This is a genomic window from Streptomyces atratus (assembly GCF_040655115.1).
Classification (GTDB): Bacteria; Actinomycetota; Actinomycetes; order Streptomycetales; family Streptomycetaceae; genus Streptomyces; species Streptomyces atratus_D.
On the sequence record NZ_JBFAJH010000001.1, the window covers coordinates 128,363 to 142,946 of the forward strand.

Here is a 14,584-nt window from a genome sequence, read left to right on the forward strand (position 1 = left end):
GTACCTCGATCCACTCTCCTGTGCGGGAGAGTGGAAGCTCTGTCTTGAGCATTGTGGACTAGACCATTCTCGTCTGTCCATCCGTCGGAGCAAGCCAATTTCCGGCCCTTCTCCCCTTGCACGTACGGACAGCTCGTTCGGTTCGGAACCCGTGCGTATCCACAGGTACGCTCGCACACGTGCCCTCCATGAACGACCTCGTCCGCCAGCACACAGCCCTCAGCGACACCGACCTCGAGTGGCTGCATCTACTGGTCTCGGAGTGGCAGCTGCTCTCCGACCTGTCCTTCGCCGACCTCGTCCTGTGGGTGCCCACCCGCGACGGGACCCGCTATGTGTCCGTCGCCCAGATGCGGCCCAACACGGGACCCACCTCGTACCAGGACGACATGGTCGGCCATCTGGTGCCGCGCGGCCGCCGCCCGCTGCTGGACGCGGCGCTCGACGAGGGCCGGATCGTGCGCGAGGGCGACCCGGAGTGGCGCGAGGAGGTGCCGGTACGGGTCGAGTCGATCCCTGTGCGCCGTGAGGGGCGGGTCCTGGGCGTCATCGCCCGCAACACGAACCTCCTGACCGTCCGTACCCCGTCCCGGTTGGAGCTCACCTATCTGCAGTCGGCCTCCGACCTGGCCCAGATGATCGCCGCGGGGGCCTTCCCGTTCCCGGGCCAGCAGGTCGACATGGACGCCTCGCCCCGCGTCGGTGACGGCCTGATCAGGCTCGATGCCGACGGTGTCGTCCAGTACGCCAGCCCCAACGGCCTCTCCGCGTACCACCGCCTCGGTCTCGCCTCCGACCTCGTCGGACACCACCTCGGCCGGACCACCGCCGAACTCGCCCCCTCCCGCGGCCCGGTGGACGAGGCCCTGGTCAAACTGGCGAGCGGTTACGCGCCCCGCGAGTTCGAGGTCGAGTGCGCGGGCGGCGTGATTCAGCTCCGGGCGATCCCGCTCAAGCCCAAGGGGGTCCGGATCGGCTCCCTGGTCCTTCTCCGTGACGTCACCGAACTACGTCGCCGCGAGCGCGAGTTGATCACCAAGGACGCCACCATCCGGGAGATCCATCACCGGGTGAAGAACAACCTCCAGACAGTGGCTGCCCTGTTGCGTCTGCAGGCTCGCCGGATGGACTCCGAGCAGGGTCGCGAAGCTCTCAACGAGGCGGTGCGGCGCGTCGGTTCGATCGCCATCGTCCATGAGACGCTGTCCCAGAATCTGGACGAGCGGGTCGAGTTCGACGAGATCGCCGACCGGGTCATCGCGATGGTCGCCGAGATCTCCCCGGGCCGGGTCACCTGCCGGCGTACGGGACGCTTCGGCATCCTCGATGCGGAAGTGGCCACTCCGCTCGCCATGGTGCTCACCGAGGTGCTGCAGAACGCCCTGGAACACGCATTCACCGTCGGCCAGACCGGCACGGTCGAGGTCTCGGCGGTGCGCGGCGGCTCACCGGCCGGGGCGCGATTGCTGATCACCGTCCAGGACGACGGGTGCGGGCTGCCCGAGGGGTTCGACCCCCAGCGGGCCGGCAACCTGGGGCTGCAGATCGTACGGACGCTGGTGGAGGGCGAGTTGAGCGGATCGTTCGGCATGGTCCCGGCCCCCGAACACGGCACCCAGGTGGTCCTCGACATCCCGGTCCGCCCGGAGAAGTGATCGGCCACCGCCGGGGCGCATCCGCCGGACGGCATGAACGGGAACGCACAAAGCAGTGGGCCCGGACCGTTGATCACGGTCCGGGCCCACTGCTTCATGCATGCGCTTTTGGGGTGCTGCGCGCTGCGACTCGGGGGGCGGGTTCGTGCGTACGCTCTGTACGCGCCGCCTGACTGAGGCTCGTAGCGGTGGCGTCGAATCAGGCGCTGGCGTTACGCGCCCGGTTGCGAGCGGCACGGCGCTTCATTGCGCGGCGCTCGTCCTCGCTGAGGCCACCCCAGACGCCGGAGTCCTGGCCGGACTCGAGCGCCCACTGCAGGCACTGCTCCATGACGGGGCAGCGACGGCAGACGGCCTTGGCTTCCTCGATCTGCAGCAGCGCAGGACCGGTGTTGCCGATGGGGAAGAACAGCTCGGGGTCTTCCTCACGACAAACGGCGTTGTGACGCCAGTCCATGGCTGCTACCTCTCCTTGGTATTACATACACGTTGCTTGTGAATGTGAACGCTTTCACGAATCCCTCCACAGCTGATGGGCCGACGCCCAGATGAACTGGTTGTGGTCCTGTGCAAGTGAGGAGGGGTTCTGGCTCTCAGTGGAGGCCGTTGTTGTGGGCCGTCCCGATCGCCATGTAGAGATTCGCAAACCTCGGCGGCGGATACAACCCCTTCTGGAAACTTTTTTTTGATTCCTCGGTGTCGGCTAGGTCACAGCCGTACTTCCATGGGGTGGAGGCCAGTCCAAACGTTCGAGTTAAAGGACTTTAGCCCCTTCCGCTCACACAATCACACGCAGTGCACGGCGTACGCCTGTGAACGTCACACTCGTGCGCAGGCCCAGGTGGTCACCGTCCATCTGGAAGGGCAGCGGCGCCTTTGAATGCAAGGTGAAGTCTGTGAGGTCATGCAGTGAAACCGCGTGCTTGCCGTGCGGGCCCTTCTCGGGGCTCGAGGTGAGCAGCTGGGTGCCGTACCGGGCGACCGCCGGAGTGGAGAGACGCTTCAGCCCGAGGACATCCAGGGCGGTGTCGAACGATGCCTTCGGGGATGCGTACATCGGGCGATTCCCCAGGTAGGTCCAGGGGGCGGTGTTCGAAATTATGGAGAGCGCGAGCCCGGTGACCGGGGCCTGGCCGGGGACGTCCAGCGTGATCACCCCGTGCCGCCGGTGCGGCTCCTCCAGGAACTGCCGGACCACCTGGCGCACGTACAGCGCATGTGTGGACCGCTTCCCGCGTTCGCGTTTCTGTTCGACGCGCCCGACCACGCCCGCGTCGAACCCGAGACCGGCACAGAATGTGAACCAGCGTTCGGGGACGGACTCGTCCTCGGTGCCCGGCGTGCCGGCCGCGAGTCCCAGGCCGACCGTGCGTTCGGTCCGGTGGGCGAGCGCGTCCAGGATGGCGCCGGTCGCCTCCACCGCGTCGTTCGGCAGACCGAGGGCGCGCGCGAAGACATTGGTGGAACCGCCGGGGACCACGGCCAGCCTCGGCTGGTTGTCGAGGTCGGGGCCGCGGTGCAGCAGACCGTTCACGACCTCGTTGACCGTGCCGTCGCCGCCGAGGGCGACGACGAGATCGATGTCGTCCGAGTCCGCGGCCCGTCGTCCCAGGTCCCGGGCGTGCCCCCGGTACTCCGTGGTCACCGCCTCCAGCTTCATCTCGCTGGCGAGCGCGTGGATGAGCACGTCACGGGTACGCGCACTGGTGGTGGTAGCAGCAGGATTGACCACGAGGAGTGCGCGCATGACCGTCAGACTACCTACCGTGCAGTACCGGCCTGAAGCCCTGCCCCCTGCCCTTCACGTTCGGTGACGGCCCGGCTGCGAGGGGTTCGGACGGGGCGCCCCGGTCAGGACCCCGGCCTCGCTTTCACCGGGCCGGGATGTCAACCTGCAAGGGTGAGTACTCAGCAGAACTCGGCGCCTTCGTCGCCCATGGCCGAGCCGACGAAGCCGGCCAGGATCGCCCTCGTGGCCGGACTCAACGCCCTCGAAGGCGCGGCGCTCGCCCTCGGCGGGATCTACATGCTGGTCATGGGCTTGCTCGGTCGGCCCGACAGCCCGCAGCAGGCGGAGATGGGCGGGGTCACTCTGATCGCACTGGGTCTGATCCCGCTGATCGCGTCACGCGGACTGATGCGGCGGCGCAGCTGGAGCCGCGGCCCGGCGCTCATCACACAGATCATCGCGCTGCCGGTGGCCTGGACGCTGCTGCGGTCGCACGGCGCGCTGATCCCGGCCGGGATCGTCCTTGCCGCGGTCTCGCTGACGGCGCTCTTCCAGCTGGCCAGGCCGACGACCAGGGAAGCGCTCGGCATCCGGGGGCCGGGCGCGACGCCGGAGGCGTGACCAGGCGGGCCGGCGCGTCCGTACCTGGGCGCGGAAGCGCACGGTACGGCCGCCGAACCGCCCGCGGCCCGTCCGGCTACTCCTCGACGAGCAGCCGCTCGCGCAGCTGCGCCAGTGTGCGCGCCAGCAGACGCGAGACATGCATCTGCGAGATGCCGACCTCCTGTGCGATCTGCGACTGGGTCATGTTGCCGAAGAACCGGAGCAGCAGGATGCGCTTCTCCCGCGGTGGCAGGTCCTCCAGCAGCGGCTTCAGCGACTCCCGGTACTCGACGCCCTCCAGCGCCTCGTCCTCCGAGCCCAGTGTGTCCGCCACCGCGGGGGACTCGTCGTCCGTGTCCGGCACGTCCAGCGACAGCGTGCTGTACGCATTGGCCGATTCCAGGCCCTCCAGGACCTCTTCCTCGGAGATCCCCAGCCGCTCCGCCAGCTCATGCACCGTGGGCGACCGGCCGTGCTGCTGGGAGAGCTCGGCGGTGGCCGTGGTGAGCGAGAGGCGCAGCTCCTGCAGCCGACGCGGCACCCGGACCGCCCAGCCCTTGTCGCGGAAGTGGCGCTTGATCTCGCCGACGACGGTCGGCGTGGCGTACGTCGAGAACTCGACGCCGCGGTCCGGGTCGAACCGGTCCACCGACTTGATCAGGCCGATCGTGGCGACCTGGGTCAGATCGTCGAGCGGCTCGCCGCGGTTGCGGAACCGGCGGGCCAGATGCTCCACGAGCGGCAGATGCATCCGCACCAACCGGTTGCGCAGCTCGGCCTTCTCCGGCGAGCCGTCGGGGAGTTCCCGCAGCTCGTAGAAGAGCGCCCGCGCCCCGCTTCGGTCATGTGGATCGTGGTGCCCGTGCTCGCTCATCTGGCCTGCCCGCTCCGCCTGCGACTGCTCCACCGCGACCGTACGGACCACCGGCCCGTCCGCCCCGTCCACCGGATGGGGCAGGGCCTGCTGCTCCGGGATGCCTGCTGGTCGCACCACCCCTGGTCGGATCGTCTCGTCCCGCACAGGACCGTCCCCGTTCCCGTTGCTCACGCCGGCCCGGGTCCCGCGCCGCGCTGTTTGTACAGGCTGATGCTGACCGTACGGTCGTCGGCGACCGTGGAGTCGACCTTGCCGGCCAGTGCGGAGAGCACCGTCCAGGCGAAGGTGTCGCGCTCCGGGGCCCGGCCGTCCGTCGTCGGGGCGGCCACCGTCACCTCAAGGGAATCGTCGACGAGCCGGAACACGCAACTGAGGACGGAGCCCGGCACGGCCTGCTGAAGCAGGATCGCGCAGGCCTCGTCGACCGCGATGCGAAGATCCTCGATCTCGTCGAGAGTGAAGTCCAAGCGCGCTGCGAGACCGGCCGTGGCCGTACGCAGCACCGACAGGTAGGCACCCGCAGCGGGCAGTCGGACTTCCACGAAGTCCTGATTCCCGGGCTCGCCTGCGATCTGGGACACCCTCACCTCCAAGGTGGCACAAACTCATTCGAGGTTCCGGGAGGGTGCCCCGGAGCCATGCGGTACGTCTTCGGTTCTAGGTCCGGCGACGCTATCGCGATCCATGATGCCGTGTCGTCGGACCCCATCCCAGGACTGTCACTCATGGTAAACCCATGAGCACACACAGTGGCTAGGGGTCTGCGGCGGGCAATAACGAAGAACCGGCGCCGGTTTGACGTACCCAGACGTCAGACGATCGAACCGTCCTCGAAGCACCAGCGCCAGCTCTCGCCCACTTCGAAGCTCCGCATGACCGGATGGCCGGTCTCCTTGAAGTGTCCCGTCGCGTGCTGCAGGGGCGACGAGTCGCAGCAGCCGACATGGCCGCAGACCAGGCAGAGCCGCAGTTGTACGGGGTGGGTGCCCGCGGCACGACATTCGGGGCATGTGGCGCTGAGCGGGGCGGGCTCGGGGCGGGGCAGTTCGAGAACGTGCGGGCACTCACTCATGATTGTCAGGTTACGACGGATGTGAGGACCGTGAGATGGACGCATTGCCGCTGGTGGCACTGGTCGCGGCCAGTGCCGCGATCGCGGGCGCGGCGAGGCGCACCCCGGTACCGGCCCCGCTGCTGCTGGTCACCGCGGGGCTGCTCGCCTCCTACCTGCCCGGGGTGCCGACCTACACCCTGGACGCGCACATCGTGCTGCCCCTGCTGCTGCCGCCGTTGCTCTACACGGCCGCGGTCGACAGCTCGTACCTCGATCTTCGGGCCAATGTCCGGCCGATCGCCCTGCTCTCGGTCGGCTACGTCCTCTTCGCCACCTTCGCCGTCGGCTGGCTGGCCTACTGGCTGGTGCCCGGCCTGCCGCTGACGGCCGCGCTGGTGCTGGGCGCCGTCATCGCGCCGCCGGACGCCGTCACGGCGGCCGCCATCGCCCGCCGGGTCGGGCTGCCCAGCCGGGTCACGACGATCCTGCAGGGCGAGTCCCTGGTGAACGACGCGACGGCGATCACCGCCTACAAGGTGGTGCTGGCCGCCGCTGTCGGCGAGGGCGTCAGCTGGGGCGCAGGGATCGGCGAGTTCCTCCTCGCGGCGGTCGGCGGTGTCGGAGTCGGTCTGGTGCTGATGGTGCCGCTGCACTGGCTCCGCACGCACCTCAAGGAAGCCCTGCTGCAGAACACCCTGTCGCTGCTGATCCCCTTCGTGGCGTACGCGGCGGCGGAACGCGTGCATGCCTCCGGAGTGCTTGCCGTGGTCGTCGTGGCGCTCTATGTCGGACACCGCTCCTGGCAGGTCAACTTCGCGACCCGGCTCCAGGAGGCGGCCGTGTGGAAGATGGTCGCGTTCATCCTGGAGTCGGCGGTCTTCGCGCTGATCGGACTGCAGCTGCCCTTCGTGCTGAAGGGGCTCGGTACCTATGCCGTCGTGGACGCCCTCTGGTACGCGGTGGCCGTGTTCCTCGCCGTCGTCGTGGTCCGCTTCATCTGGGTCTACCCGGCCACATATCTGCCGCGGTGGCTGTCGAAGCGGATCAGGGAGCGCGAGCCCGGGACCAACTGGACCGCGCCCCTGATCGTCGGCTGGGCCGGGATGCGCGGCGTCGTCTCGCTCGCCATCGCCTTCTCCATCCCGGTGGTGACAACCGCCGGGGACGCCTTCCCGGCCCGCAACCTGGTGCTCTTCCTGACCTTCACGACGGTCATCGGCACGCTGGTCATCCAGGGACTCACCCTGCCGCTCCTGGTGCGGGTCCTGAAGCTCCCGGGGCGCGACCAACAGTCGCAGACCCTCGCCGAGGCGCAGGCGCAGAGCGAGGCGTCCGCCGCTGCCGAGGCGCGCCTGGAGGAACTTCTCCAGGACCCGCGCAACTGTCTGCCCGGACCGCTCGCCGACCGGCTCCGCACCGTCCTGGAGCGCCGCCGCAACGCCGTGTGGGAGAGGCTCGGCGCCTCCAATCCGTTGACCGGGGAGTCGGCGGACGACACCTACCGGCGGCTGGCCGGAGAAATGATCGAGGCCGAGCGCACCGTTTTCGTCCGGCTGCGGGACGAGCGTCGGATCGACGACGAGATGCTGCGGAACCTGCTGCGGCGGCTGGACCTGGAGGAGGCGGCGGCCTACCGGGAGGAGTCCGACGCCCCCCAGGGCTGACCCGTGACGACAGCGGCGACCGTGGTGCCCGGAGCGAACGCACCCTCCTGGGCGAGTGTCGTCAGTCCATGGAGCAATTTGGCGACATAGAGCCGCTCGACGGACAGCCCGTGGCGGTTCTCGAAGTCGTCGGCGAAGGCGTGCAGCTCCGGCGTCGTACGGGCGTAGCCGCCGAAGGCGAAGCGCTCGTCCAGAGACCATGCCCCGGCCGGGCCGCCGAACGCCTCCCGCTGCAGTTCCCGTACCGCGGCCCCCAGGAAGCCGCCGCGCAGCACCGGGATGCCGAGTGCCCGCTGACCGGGTGCGAGGCCCGCGGCGAGACCGGCGAGGGTGCCACCGGTGCCGCACGCCACCGCGACCACGTCGGCCCGGCCGTGCAGCTCCCGCCCCAGCGCTGTGCAGCCCTGTGCGGCCAGGGCGTTGCTGCCGCCCTCGGGGACGACGACGCAGTCCCCGTAGTCGCTCAGCAGCCCCGCCAGGACCGCTGGATCGGCCTTCGCGCGGTACGTCGCACGGTCCACGAAGCGCAGACGCATGCCGTCCGCCGCGCACTGCGCCAGCGACGGGTTGAGCGGGCGGCCGGCCAGCTCGTCGCCGCGCACGACGCCGATGGTCGGGAAGCCGAGCAGCCGGCCGGCGGCGGCGGTGGCGCGCAGATGGTTGGAGTACGCACCGCCGAAGGTCAGCACGGTGCGCCCGGCGGCGGCCGCCAGGTTGGGGGAGAGTTTGCGCCACTTGTTGCCCGGCAGATCGGGGTGGATCAGATCGTCGCGCTTGAGCAGCAGCCGTACGCCGTGCCGGGCGAAGCGCTCGTCCTCGGCCGGTTGCAGGGGCGAGGGGAGCGCCGGCCGCAGGCGGGAGAGGGCGGGCGGGTCACAGGGCATGCGCCCATTGTCGCCCGGTGCTCCGGTGACCTCGGGCGGGGCGTGCGGGCTACTTCAGCCGGTCGCGGATTCCGGGCGCGCACGGAGTCCATCGTGAAGCCCGCGCGGATCGACCTTGCCGGACTGCCACTCCTTGTTCCCGATGGCGGACCGGGAGGTTCCGTCGTGGTGGCGGCAGATCGCGGCGGCGGCCTTCTCGACGGCGTCCAGCTGGACATCGGGCCAGGGGTCCTCGCCGTCGCCGAGGTTCACGCACTTGAAGCCGTGGAAGCGCCTGTTCCCGTCGGTGTCGGCCTCGTTGGCGGACGGCAGGCGCTTCTCGGCGACGACGGCGCGCAGGACGTCGTCGCCGGGAAGCCCGGTGTGGTTGGTGCGGCCGTGGCCGACCAGATGGATCCGGCCGTCCTTGGCGATCACGCCGTGGCAGAGCGAGCCGGGCAGCTCCGGGTGGCCGTCACGGCCGATGCGGACGGTGGCCTCGGTGCCCCTGGTGGCGGTGTGATGGATCATCACGCCGTTGACGGGTCCCCAGGGGCCCTTGTGGTTGCGGTTGTGCGTACGCCAGTCGCCGACCTGGACGACGGTGAGCCCTTCGTTCGCCAGGGCTCCGAGGAAGGTGCTCGCGGACATGGGTGAGGACATGGCCGACTCCTTGACGCGCGTGGGGGAGCGAGTCCTGCAGCGCTTGTACCGGAGTGCCGGGCTCCGGGCCATTCCCGAGCCCTCTGTTCGACCGGCGTGCGAGCCGATCCGGTCAATTCCGCGAGCACCCGGAGCGGCTCAGCCCTCGGCGAGCCACAGGTCGGGGCCGAACACCTCGTAGTGGATGTCGGCCGCCGGGACGCCCTTGGCCAGCAGCTGGGTGCGTACGGCTCGCATGAAGGGCAGCGGACCGCAGAGGTACGCGTGCGTGCCGGGCAGGACCGGGACGCTGCCCAGGTCGACCAGACCGGTGCGGTCGACCGGGTGGCCGGGCTCCGGGTTCTCGTACCAGAAGTGGGCTGCGGCGTCCGGGAGCTTGGCGGTGAACTGTGCGTGGTCGGCGCGCAGGGCGTGGTCGGCGGGGGAGCGGTCGCCGTGCACCACCGTGACCGGGGCCCGGTGGCCGGTCGACGCGAGGTGCTCCAGCATCGACAGCATCGGGGTGCAGCCGATGCCCGCGGAGGCGAGCAGCAGCGGGGCGTCGACGGCGTCGAGGACCAGATCGCCGTACGGCGCGGAGACGCGCAGCCGGTCACCGGCCCGGGTGACGCTGTGCAGATACGCCGAGACCTCGCCGTCGGGCGAACCGCCGCCGTGCACCCGCTTGACGGTGATCGAGTGCAGCTGGGAACCGGGACCACCGGAAAGGCTGTACTGCCGTATCTGCCGGGCCCCGTCGGGCAGTTCCACCTGCACGGAGACGTACTGGCCGGGCCGGAAGGCGGGCGCGGGCGCGTCGTCGGCCGGGCGCAGCTGGAAGGTGGCGACCTCGTCGTTCTCCTCGATCCTCGCGACCACCTCCCACTCGCGCCAGACGTCGCCGGCGACGAGGCCCCGCTGGGCGTAGAGCCGGTCCTCGATGGCGATCAGGGCGTTGGCCATCAGCCAGTAGACCTCGTCCCAGGCGGCCGCGACCTCGGGCGTGACCGCGTCGCCGAGCACCTCGGCGATGGCGGCGAAGAGGTGGGTGTGCACCACCTCGTACTGTGCGGCGGTCACGCCGAGCGAGGCGTGCTTGTGGGCGATCCGGCTGAGCATCACGTCGGGACGGGTGTCCGGGTGCTCGACCAGCTGGGTCGCGAAGGCGGCGATGGACCCCGCGAGGGCCTGGCGCTGGGCGCCGGAGGCCTGGTTGCCGCGGTTGAAGAGGTCGCGCAGCAGCTCGGGGTGGGCGTCGAAGAGCTTCCGGTAGAAGAGATCGGCGATGTCCCCGATAGCTGCGCCGACGGCGGGGAGGGTGGCACGGACAGTGGCGGTCGACGACTCGGAGAGCATCGGTGGACTCCTCAGGATGTTAATTGGTATGTGAGATTCTTATTTTCGGCAGGGGTGAGGCCGGGCTGTGCCGGGCGGGGGATTCAGTCGGCGGGACGGCTGCTGCTGATGCCGATCAGCAGGGGGCCGGTGGGGGAGGTGACGAGTTCGGCGACGGTGATCGGGTCGAGCGAGGCGTAGAAGGCCTCCTCCGCCAGGCGCAGGGCGCCGCGCAGCCGGCAGGCCGAGCGCAGCGGGCATGGGGTGCTGCCCTCGCACTCGACGACATCGCCGGGCCCTTCGAGCTCGCGGACGAGTCCGCCGATCGATGCGGACCGGCCGGCTCCGGTGAGGGTGAGCCCGCCGCCGCGGCCGCGTCGCGCCTCGACCAGGCCGAGGTGCTGGAGCCGGGCGACCACCTTCGCGGTGTGGGTGTACGGCACCTGCATGGTCACCGCCACCTCCCGGGTGGTCGGCGGATCCTCGTTCTCCACGACGGCGAGGCGCATCAGTACACGCAGCGCCACGTCGGTGAATTTCGTCAGCCGCATGACCGCCACGCTAGATAACTTGCATCTGAGATGCAAGTTAACCGAGCTCGTGGACATCGCGGAGCGTCGTGCCCATCCCAAAGGCCGATTAGTCACACCCTTTTGTGTAATGGCGTACCGAGTCCCCATGCTGAAAGGCTTTTCACGCAGGTCAGCCGATGATCGAGAGGACGTCAGATGTCCGTTGGTGAAGAGGTTCAGGACGCGCAGGTACCGCCGCAGCAGAGTCTGGGCACGGCGGCCGCGCGGAACCTCGCGACGACCACCAAGTCCGCTCCGCAGATGCAGGAGATCACCTCGCGGTGGCTGCTGCGCATGCTCCCCTGGGTGCAGGTGCAGGGCGGCACATACCGGGTGAACCGCCGGCTGAGCTACTCGGTCGGGGACGGCCGGGTGACCTTCGTGCAGACCGGTGACCGGGTCACGGTGATCCCCGCGGAACTCGGCGAGCTGCCCGCCCTGCGGGACTTCGGCGACGAGGAGGTGCTCGCCGAGCTGGCCCGCCGGTGCGAACAGCGCGAGATCGCCGCGGGACAGGTGATCGCCGCCTCCGGGGAGTCGGCGGACCGGGTCTTCCTGCTGGCGCACGGCAAGGTCGAGAAGGTCGGCGCCGGCCCGTACGGCGACGAGGCCGTGCTCGGTGTGCACGCCGACGGGGCGTACTTCGGTGACCACTCGCTGATCGAGGGCGACGCCGTCTGGGAGTACACCGCACGTGCCGTCACCGCGTGCACGGTGCTCACGCTGAGGCGGGCGGACGTGCTCAACCTCGCCGAGCGGGCGGACTCGCTGCGCGCGCATCTCACCGGGCTGCTCAACATCCCCCACCAGCGCACCAACAAGTACGGGGAGGCGGAGATCGACCTTTCCGCGGGCCATGTCGGCGAGGCCGTCGTCCCGCACACGTTCGTGGACTACGAATCGGCTCCTCGTGAGTACGAGTTGAGCGTCGCCCAGACTGTGCTGAAGGTCCACAGCCGGGTCGCCGACCTCTACAACCAGCCGATGAACCAGACCGAGCAGCAGCTGCGGCTCACGGTCGAGGCGCTCCGCGAGCGCCAGGAGCACGAGCTGATCAACAACCGCGAGTTCGGACTGCTCAACAACTGCGACTACGGGCAGCGCCTCCAGCCGCACGACGGGGTGCCAAGCCCCGACGACATGGACGAACTGCTCTCGCGCCGCCGGGGATCGAAGCTCTTCCTCGCGCACCCGCGGGCCATCGCCGCCTTCGGCCGCGAGTGCAGCAAGCGCGGACTGGTGCCGGAGAGTGTGGAGATCGGCGGACACCATGTGCCCGCCTGGCGTGGGGTGCCGATCTTCCCGTCCAACAAGATCCCGGTCACCGACGCCCGCACCACGTCGATCATCTGCATGCGAACGGGCGAGGCCGAGCAGGGGGTCGTCGGACTGCAGCAGACCGGCATCCCGGACGAGATCGAGCCGAGCCTCTCGGTCCGGTTCATGGGCATCGACGAGCAGGCGATCATCTCGTATCTGGTGACGGCCTACTACTCGGCGGCCGTCCTGGTGCCGGACGCCCTGGGCGTCCTGGAGAACGTCGAGGTCAGCCGCTGGCGCTGACGGTCAGGGGACCCGTGCCGCCAGGGTCCGGGTCCCCGCCCGTGACGGCCTCGGCCGGGGTCGCGCATGACCGCGATGCCCCGTGGAAACCACCCACTCGCCGAATCCACCCACGCCCCGGCCCGGGTTGCTCCGGACCCGGGCGCTCACCGAATCCACCCACGCTCCCGGGCCGGCGCACCCCGGTCCGGGGGCGCCCCAGGGGAGCCTGTGACCATGATCAGTACGGACGCCGCCACCGAGGGTAACGAGGCCGCGGCGCTCCTGGAACGCACCCGGAATCTTGTGGACCCACAACTGCGGTCCGCAGTCGAATCGTTGCCCGGATCCATCCGACGCGTCGCGATGTACCACTTCGGCTGGGAGCACGCCGACGGCGCCACGGCCACCGGGCAGGCCGGCAAGGCGATCAGGCCCGCGCTCGTCCTCGCCGCGACCAGGGCGGTGGGCGGGGAACCCGAGCGGGCGGTGCGGGCAGCCGTGGCCGTGGAGCTGGTCCACAACTTCAGCCTCCTGCACGACGATGTCATCGACGAGGACCGGACCCGCAGGCACCGGCCCACGGCCTGGACGGTCTTCGGCATCCCGGCCGCCGTCATCGCGGGCGACGCCATGCTCGCCCTTGCCCACCGGCTGCTCGCCGAGGACGCCCGCCCGGCGTCGGCGCGCGCCTCGGCCCGCCTCGCCGGCTGTGTCATCGAGCTGTGTGCGGGCCAGCAGGCGGACTGCTCCTTCGAGGAACGCGACCCCGACGAGGTCTCACTGGACGAGTGCCTCGCCATGGCCACCGCCAAGACCGGCGCACTCCTCGGCTGCGCCTGCGCGCTCGGCGCGCTGTACGCGGGTGTGGAGGAGCGGGCGGTCCGCGCGATGGACGGCTTCGGCCGGGAGGCGGGCCTCGCCTTCCAGCTCATCGACGACCTGATCGGCATCTGGGGGGACCCGTTGCAGACCGGGAAGCCGGTCGGGGCGGATCTCGCGGCCCACAAGAAGTCCCTGCCGGTGGTCGCCGCCCTGACCTCCCACACCCCGGCCGCGGCCGAACTCGCCGGGCTCTACCGGGGTGCCCTGAACACGTCCGGCAAGGTGAGCCGCGCCGCCGCTGCCGTCGACCGGGCCGGCGGCCGGGACTGGGCACAGGCGTGCGCGGCGGACCGGATGGCCCGCGCCGTCCACCATCTGTCCCGGGCGGTGCCCGACCTGACCGCCGCGGGCGACCTGCTGGCCCTGGCGGAGTTCGTCACCCGCCGGACGCACTGACCGGAGAGAGGAGGCGGCGGGCGCCCACCGGGCCTGCACAGCTTCAACTCTAAGATTCCGTACGTAGGTTGAGGTCGCGAGTTCATTGACGAGTGAGGGCGGGAGCCGGGCATGGGCGTACGGATACGGCAGGCGGACACGGCGGACCGGGAGCAGGTCGTGCGGCTCCTGGACGAGTCGTTCCACGACGACCCGGTCAGCAGCTGGGTCTTCCCGGACGTGACGCACCGCCGGGCCGTCCATGGAAAGTTCCTCGGAGTCTTCGTCGATGTCGCGCTCGACGAAGGCCGTATCGATCTGCTGGAGGACGGCACAGCCGTGGCGCTCTGGCTGCCGGTGCCCGCCGGTGCACCCACGGAGGAGGACCCCACCCCTGCGCTGATGCGGGCGACAGCGGACCCCGACAACGAGCGGGCCGAGCTGGTCGGGAAGCTGACGGGTGCGATCCATCCGCACGACCGGGCCCATGAGTATCTGCTCTTGATAGCGGTGTCCCCGGAACGTCAGGGGGAGGGGATCGGAGCAGCCCTGATGGCCGATGTTCTGGAGCGCTGCGACCGCGACGGTGTTCCTGCCTATCTGGAGGCGAGCAGCGCGCGCAGCCGTCGGCTCTACGAACGGCTCGGGTTCACCTTCATGGGCACGACCGTGGATCTTCCGGACGGCCCGGCGATGTGGCCCATGTGGCGCGAACCGCAGGCGGGCTGAGTCCGACCGGCACGCAAGTGGAGGGCGGCAGGGGAACGCCGACGGGCACGGGCTACAGT

The 14,584-nt window shown here is 70.1% G+C and carries 15 protein-coding genes; 6 read left to right on the forward strand and 9 right to left on the reverse strand.

Annotated elements, in window-relative coordinates:
* The first annotated feature begins 188 nt into the window (after positions 1-188).
* Entirely contained in the window at positions 189-1,655 is a 1,467-nt protein-coding gene (locus AB0I23_RS00605) for a sensor histidine kinase (RefSeq protein WP_359106218.1), read from the forward strand.
* A 199-nt stretch (positions 1,656-1,854) separates the two neighbouring features.
* On the opposite strand, the gene AB0I23_RS00610 is transcribed toward AB0I23_RS00605, so the two are convergent.
* Together AB0I23_RS00610 and AB0I23_RS00615 are read right to left on the reverse strand one after the other, a co-directional pair.
* Complete coding sequence (locus tag AB0I23_RS00610) at positions 1,855-2,112, reverse strand: WhiB family transcriptional regulator (RefSeq protein WP_003953983.1); 258 nt, start codon at positions 2,110-2,112, stop codon at positions 1,855-1,857.
* Between the two features lie 321 nt (positions 2,113-2,433).
* Positions 2,434-3,402 carry a diacylglycerol/lipid kinase family protein gene (locus tag AB0I23_RS00615; RefSeq protein ID WP_359105417.1) on the reverse strand — a complete coding sequence of 323 codons (969 nt, stop codon included), beginning with the start codon at positions 3,400-3,402 and terminating at the stop codon, positions 2,434-2,436.
* Positions 3,403-3,627: 225 nt separating this feature from the next.
* On the opposite strand from AB0I23_RS00615, the gene AB0I23_RS00620 reads away from it, so the two are divergent.
* Entirely contained in the window at positions 3,628-4,005 is a 378-nt protein-coding gene (locus AB0I23_RS00620) for a hypothetical protein (RefSeq protein ID WP_359106220.1), read from the forward strand.
* Between the two features lie 76 nt (positions 4,006-4,081).
* Here the strand turns inward: AB0I23_RS00620 and AB0I23_RS00625 are convergent, their stop codons facing one another.
* The 3 genes from AB0I23_RS00625 to AB0I23_RS00635 form a co-directional block, all read right to left on the reverse strand.
* Positions 4,082-5,035: an RNA polymerase sigma factor SigF gene (locus AB0I23_RS00625; RefSeq protein ID WP_436846852.1), complete on the reverse strand. Its 954-nt coding sequence runs from the start codon at positions 5,033-5,035 to the stop codon at positions 4,082-4,084.
* Entirely contained in the window at positions 5,032-5,445 is a 414-nt protein-coding gene (locus AB0I23_RS00630; protein WP_030915678.1) for an anti-sigma regulatory factor, read from the reverse strand. Before AB0I23_RS00630 ends, AB0I23_RS00625 begins: the two co-directional genes overlap by 4 nt.
* A gap of 230 nt (positions 5,446-5,675) precedes the next feature.
* Complete coding sequence (locus tag AB0I23_RS00635; RefSeq protein ID WP_359105420.1) at positions 5,676-5,936, reverse strand: UBP-type zinc finger domain-containing protein; 261 nt, start codon at positions 5,934-5,936, stop codon at positions 5,676-5,678.
* A 35-nt stretch (positions 5,937-5,971) separates the two neighbouring features.
* Here AB0I23_RS00635 and AB0I23_RS00640 point away from each other — a divergent pair, with 35 nt between their 5' ends.
* Complete coding sequence (locus AB0I23_RS00640) at positions 5,972-7,582, forward strand: Na+/H+ antiporter (protein WP_359105423.1); 1,611 nt, start codon at positions 5,972-5,974, stop codon at positions 7,580-7,582.
* On the opposite strand, the gene AB0I23_RS00645 is transcribed toward AB0I23_RS00640, so the two are convergent.
* The 4 genes from AB0I23_RS00645 to AB0I23_RS00660 form a co-directional block, all read right to left on the reverse strand.
* Positions 7,549-8,466 (reverse strand): 1-aminocyclopropane-1-carboxylate deaminase/D-cysteine desulfhydrase, encoded by a 918-nt coding sequence (locus AB0I23_RS00645; protein ID WP_359105426.1) that lies wholly within the window; start codon positions 8,464-8,466, stop codon positions 7,549-7,551. The two genes, AB0I23_RS00640 and AB0I23_RS00645, sit on opposite strands and share 34 nt — an antisense overlap.
* A gap of 54 nt (positions 8,467-8,520) precedes the next feature.
* On the reverse strand, positions 8,521-9,108 hold the full coding sequence (locus AB0I23_RS00650; protein WP_359105429.1) for a peptidoglycan recognition protein family protein: 588 nt from the start codon (positions 9,106-9,108) through the stop codon (positions 8,521-8,523).
* Positions 9,109-9,246: 138 nt separating this feature from the next.
* Positions 9,247-10,443, reverse strand: a complete 1,197-nt coding sequence (locus AB0I23_RS00655; RefSeq protein WP_359105432.1) for a globin domain-containing protein — start codon at positions 10,441-10,443, stop codon at positions 9,247-9,249.
* 83 nt (positions 10,444-10,526) lie between these two features.
* A complete protein-coding gene (locus AB0I23_RS00660) occupies positions 10,527-10,973 on the reverse strand; it encodes an RrF2 family transcriptional regulator (RefSeq protein ID WP_359105435.1) in 447 nt (148 codons plus the stop codon).
* A 177-nt stretch (positions 10,974-11,150) separates the two neighbouring features.
* Here AB0I23_RS00660 and AB0I23_RS00665 point away from each other — a divergent pair, with 177 nt between their 5' ends.
* The 3 genes from AB0I23_RS00665 (at position 11,151) to AB0I23_RS00675 (ending at position 14,525) form a co-directional block, all read left to right on the forward strand.
* Positions 11,151-12,557 carry a family 2B encapsulin nanocompartment shell protein gene (locus AB0I23_RS00665; RefSeq protein WP_359105438.1) on the forward strand — a complete coding sequence of 469 codons (1,407 nt, stop codon included), beginning with the start codon at positions 11,151-11,153 and terminating at the stop codon, positions 12,555-12,557.
* Positions 12,558-12,773: 216 nt separating this feature from the next.
* A complete protein-coding gene (locus AB0I23_RS00670) occupies positions 12,774-13,817 on the forward strand; it encodes a family 2 encapsulin nanocompartment cargo protein polyprenyl transferase (RefSeq protein ID WP_359105441.1) in 1,044 nt (347 codons plus the stop codon).
* A gap of 111 nt (positions 13,818-13,928) precedes the next feature.
* Complete coding sequence (locus tag AB0I23_RS00675; protein ID WP_359105444.1) at positions 13,929-14,525, forward strand: GNAT family N-acetyltransferase; 597 nt, start codon at positions 13,929-13,931, stop codon at positions 14,523-14,525.
* Positions 14,526-14,584: the final 59 nt, after the last annotated feature.

Excerpts from the sequence above, each read along its gene's own strand:
- AB0I23_RS00605 (WP_359106218.1), top strand. The coding sequence starts at position 189 with ATGAACGACCTCGTCCGCCAGCACACAGCCCTCAGCGACACCGACCTC.
- AB0I23_RS00610 (WP_003953983.1), bottom strand. The coding sequence starts at position 2,112 with ATGGACTGGCGTCACAACGCCGTTTGTCGTGAGGAAGACCCCGAGCTG.
- AB0I23_RS00615 (WP_359105417.1), bottom strand. The coding sequence starts at position 3,402 with ATGCGCGCACTCCTCGTGGTCAATCCTGCTGCTACCACCACCAGTGCG.
- AB0I23_RS00635 (WP_359105420.1), bottom strand. The coding sequence starts at position 5,936 with ATGAGTGAGTGCCCGCACGTTCTCGAACTGCCCCGCCCCGAGCCCGCC.
- AB0I23_RS00640 (WP_359105423.1), top strand. The coding sequence starts at position 5,972 with ATGGACGCATTGCCGCTGGTGGCACTGGTCGCGGCCAGTGCCGCGATC.
- AB0I23_RS00645 (WP_359105426.1), bottom strand. The coding sequence starts at position 8,466 with ATGCCCTGTGACCCGCCCGCCCTCTCCCGCCTGCGGCCGGCGCTCCCC.
- AB0I23_RS00650 (WP_359105429.1), bottom strand. The coding sequence starts at position 9,108 with ATGTCCTCACCCATGTCCGCGAGCACCTTCCTCGGAGCCCTGGCGAAC.
- AB0I23_RS00655 (WP_359105432.1), bottom strand. The coding sequence starts at position 10,443 with ATGCTCTCCGAGTCGTCGACCGCCACTGTCCGTGCCACCCTCCCCGCC.
- AB0I23_RS00660 (WP_359105435.1), bottom strand. The coding sequence starts at position 10,973 with ATGCGGCTGACGAAATTCACCGACGTGGCGCTGCGTGTACTGATGCGC.
- AB0I23_RS00665 (WP_359105438.1), top strand. The coding sequence starts at position 11,151 with ATGTCCGTTGGTGAAGAGGTTCAGGACGCGCAGGTACCGCCGCAGCAG.
- AB0I23_RS00670 (WP_359105441.1), top strand. The coding sequence starts at position 12,774 with ATGATCAGTACGGACGCCGCCACCGAGGGTAACGAGGCCGCGGCGCTC.
- AB0I23_RS00675 (WP_359105444.1), top strand. The coding sequence starts at position 13,929 with ATGGGCGTACGGATACGGCAGGCGGACACGGCGGACCGGGAGCAGGTC.